This window comes from Arenimonas sp. (assembly GCF_036275555.1).
Classification (GTDB): Bacteria; Pseudomonadota; Gammaproteobacteria; order Xanthomonadales; family Xanthomonadaceae; genus Arenimonas.
Map to the genome: position 1 here is coordinate 1 of NZ_DASUDO010000002.1, position 3,978 is coordinate 3,978.

Genomic DNA, 3,978 nt, shown 5'->3' on the forward strand with positions numbered 1-3,978 from the left:
CGGCCACGAAGGCGTAGAGGGCATCGACGTTGCGCGTGCGGTCGGACATGCGCAGGAAGCGCGGGTCTTCGAGCATGTCGCGGCGGCCGAGCATCTCGCAGAAGCTCTTCCAGTGGCGGTCGATGTAGATCAGCACGCAGATGTGGCCGTCCTTCGTGCGCAGCGGCCGGCGGTCCTTGGCCAGCAGTCGCACGTAGCCGGCGTCGGCCAGCGGCGGATCGAAGGTCTTGCCGAACATGTGGTCGGAGAGCACGAACTGCGTCATGGTCTCGAACATCGGCACTTCGATGGCCTGGCCGCGGCCGGTCTTTTCGCGTGCGTAGAGCGCGGCGATCACGCTGTAGACGGCGGTCAGGCCCGTCGTGCGGTCGCACAGGTTGGTGGGCAGGTAGCGCGGCTCGCCGGTGACGCGGCCCACCAGCGACGGCAGCGCCACCGAGCCCTGGATCAGGTCGTCGAGGGCCGGTTTGCCGGCATAGCGCCCGCGTTCGCCGAAACCGTAGCAGCCGCAGTAGACGATGCGCGGGTTCAGGCGCGCCACGTCGTCATAGCTCAGCCCCAGGCGCGCCATCGAGGCCGGCCGAAGGTTGAACAGGAGCACGTCGGCACCCTCGATCAGCCGCTGCAACGCGGCCAGCGCATCGGGGTGGCGCAGGTCGAGCGCGACGCTGCGCTTGTTGCGGTTGAGCGCCAGGTACATCGGCCCCATGCCCTTGCTGCGGCTGGGCCCGATGTGGCGCACCGTGTCGCCTTCGGGCGACTCGACCTTGATCACGTCGGCGCCGAAGTCGGCCAGGATCTGCGAGGCAAAAGGCCCCATCACGACGCCTGTGAGGTCGACGATGCGCACGCCGGCAAGCGGTCCCGCGGGCAGCGGGTGGGAGGGGTCTCGTGGGGTCATGCAGCGGGCGGCCGGGGCGGCCGGAAGTGGTCGGGCATGCCGGCGGGCCAGAACTCGCCCCACAGCACCATGCCGCCGTCGATGTTGATCGTTTCGCCGGTGATGTACTTGCCCGACGGCGCGGTGAGGTAGACCACCGCTTCGGCCACGTCCTGCACGTCGCCGGCGCGCTTCATGGGGTTGGTGCGGAAGAGCCCGCCGACATGCTCTTCCTTGTAGTTGTTGAAGCCGTTGCTCTCGATGGCACCGGCGCCGATGCAGTTGACGCGGATGTCGTGCTCGGCCCACTCCACCGCCAGCGTCTTCGACAGCGCGATGACGCCAGCCCGCGAGGCCGCGGTGTGCGCCATGCCGGGCAGGCCGCGGTCCACGGCGGCTGCGATGGTGACGATGTTGCCGCCGCGCTTGCCGTCCCGCACCCAGCGTTTGGCGGCGGCCTGCATCATGTACCAGGTGCCGTTGAGGTTGGTGTCGATGACCGCGTTCCAGCCCTTGTCGGTGAAATCCATCGCGTGCGCCGCGAACTGGCCGCCGGCGTTGTTGACCAGCACGTCCAGGCCGCCGAAGCGCTGCCATACGGCTTCGAACAGCGCTTCGACCTGCTCGGGGTCGCGGATGCTCATCGGGAAGGCGAGGACCTCGCGGCCGCCGCCGAGGCTGCGCAACTGCTCGGCGCAGAGTTCCAGCGCGTCGGCCTTGCGGCCGCAGATCGCCAGCGTGGCACCCAGGCGGGCGTAGAGGAAGGCAATGGCCTTGCCGATGCCGCTGCCGGCGCCGGACACGAGCACCACCTTGCCGGCGAAGAGATCGCTGCGGTAGACGGTGGGCAGCTCGGCCAGCGCACGGTCGCCGGGGCCGAAGCGGGGCTGGTCGTCGAGGGTGTTCATCACGACTGCTCCGCGTTGAAGTAGGCCGGCTTGGGAATGGTCCACAGCTCGCCCCAGAGGATGCCGCCGCCATCGACGTTCAGCAGTTCGCCATTGACGAACTCGCCGCTCGGGCCCGTGAGGTAGAGCACCGCGTTGGCGATGTCCTGCACGCTGCCGTGGCGCAGCATCGGGTTGCCGCGCGAGAACTTGGCCCGCGCCTCGGGCGCGTAGTGCGCGAAGCCGCTGCTCTCGATGACGCCCGGCGCCACGCAGTTGACGCGGATGCCGTATTGCGCCCACTCCACCGCCACCGTCTTGGACAGGTAGGTGACAGCGGCGCGCGCCGCGCAGCTGTGCGCCACGCCCGGAAAGCCGCGCTGGAAGGTGAGCACGATGTTGACGATGCTGCCGGGCCGGCCGGCATCGCGCCAGCGCCTGGCGGCCTCGTGCATCATGTACCAGGTGCCGTTGAGGTTGTTGTCGACCACCGCCTTCCAGCCCTTGGGGCTGATGTCCAGCGCGGCCTTCGGGAACTGCCCGCCGGCGTTGTTGACCTGCACGTCCAGGCGGCCGAAATGCTGGTAGGTGGCGTCGAACAGCTCGGCGATGGCCTCGGTGCGGCGGATGTCGGTGGGCTGCACCAGCACGTCGGGGCTGCCCAGGCGGCGCAGCCAGGGTTCGCAGGCGTCGAGCTTGGCCCGGTCGCGGCCGCAGATGACGAGCCTTGCGCCCAGCCGCGCGTAGAGGAAAGCGATGGCCTTGCCGATGCCGCTGCCGGCGCCCGAGACCATCACCACCTGGCCGTCGCAGAGGCCGGGCTGGTAGACGAGCGGCAACGCGGCCAGTGCAGCGTCGTCGAATCCGAACGATGGGGCTTCTTCCTGAGTCACGGCTTCATCCTCGTCGTCACATGCCGGCATAGACCGGGCCGCCGCCGCCCTCGGGCGTGACCCAGACGATGTTCTGGGTCGGGTCCTTGATGTCGCAGGTCTTGCAGTGCACGCAGTTCTGCGCGTTGATCTGCAGCCGCGGCGGGCCGCCCGTCTCTTCGACGAACTCGTACACCCCGGCCGGGCAGTAGCGCGCCTCGGGCCCCGCGAAGCGCTTCAGGTTCACCGCCACGGGCACCGAGGCGTCTTTCAGTGTCAGGTGCGCGGGCTGGTTCTCTTCGTGGTTGGTGTTGCTCAGGAACACCGAACCCAGACGGTCAAAGCTGATCACGCCGTCGGGCTTGGGGTAGGCGATCGGTGTGGCCTGGTCGGCCGGCAGCAGCGTTTCGTGGTCGCGCTTGGTCGCATGCAGGGTCCACGGCGGGCTGGCGATGCCGAGCTTCGGCAGCAGCCACTGCTCGATGCCCGTCATCAACTGCCCAGTGAGCTTGCCCTTCTTGAACCACAGCTTGAAGTTGCGCGACTGCTTCAGCTCGTCGTGCAGCCAGCTGACGGCGAAGGCTTCGGGGTAGGCTGTCAGCTCGTCGCGCTGGCGCCCGGCGGCCAGTGCCGGGGCCAGGGCCTCGGCGCACAGCATGCCGCTCTTGATGGCGGCGTGGCTGCCCTTGATGCGCGCCGCATTCAGGTAGCCGGCATCGCAGCCCACCAGCGCGCCGCCCGGGAACACGGTCTTGGGCAGCGCCTGCGGCGTGCCGTTGTTGATGGCGCGGGCGCCGTAGGCCAGGCGCTTGCCGCCTTCGATGTGGGCGCGGATCGCCGGATGGGTCTTCCAGCGCTGCATCTCCTCGAACGGGCTCAGGTGCGGGTTGCGGTAATCGAGCCCGATCACGAAGCCCAGCGTCACCTTGTTGTCCGACAGGTGGTAGAGGAAGCCGCCGCCAAAGGTGTCGTCGGTCATCGGCCAGCCGGCGGTGTGCAGCACGCGGCCGGGCTGGGCGCGCTGCGGATCGATTTCCCACAGTTCCTTGATGCCGATGGCGAAACTCTGCGGATCGCGGCCTTCGTCGAGGCGGTAACGCGCGATGAGCTGCTTGCCCAGGTGCCCGCGCGCGCCCTCGGCGAACACCGTGTACTTGCCCACCAGTTCCATGCCGAGCTGGAACGCATCGCCGGGCTCGCCGTTCTTGCCAATGCCCATGTTGCCGGTGGCCACGCCGCGCACCGCGCCCTGCTCGTCGTGGAGCACCTCCGCGGCGGCGAAGCCAGGGAAGATCTCCACGCCCAGGGCCTCGGCCTGCTGGGCCAGCCAGCGCACCAC

4 protein-coding genes are annotated in these 3,978 nt (G+C 69.1%); all 4 read right to left on the reverse strand.

The genetic code is table 11. The annotated features are described in order from the left end of the window. Positions 1-901: CoA transferase (locus tag VFV21_RS00215; RefSeq protein WP_329667569.1), on the reverse strand; the 901-nt coding region annotated here is incomplete at its 3' end. Further along, positions 898-1,788, reverse strand: a complete 891-nt coding sequence (locus tag VFV21_RS00220) for an SDR family oxidoreductase (protein WP_329667570.1) — start codon at positions 1,786-1,788, stop codon at positions 898-900. The genes VFV21_RS00215 and VFV21_RS00220, both read right to left, overlap by 4 nt. Beyond that, entirely contained in the window at positions 1,788-2,660 is an 873-nt protein-coding gene (locus tag VFV21_RS00225; protein WP_329667571.1) for an SDR family oxidoreductase, read from the reverse strand. Before VFV21_RS00225 ends, VFV21_RS00220 begins: the two co-directional genes overlap by 1 nt. 16 nt (positions 2,661-2,676) lie before the next feature. Further along, the coding region (locus VFV21_RS00230) for an electron transfer flavoprotein-ubiquinone oxidoreductase (protein ID WP_329667572.1) at positions 2,677-3,978 on the reverse strand (1,302 nt) is incomplete at its 5' end.

Coding starts and splice junctions, on each gene's coding strand:
- VFV21_RS00220 (WP_329667570.1), bottom strand. CDS start 1,788: ATGAACACCCTCGACGACCAGCCCCGCTTCGGCCCCGGCGACCGTGCG.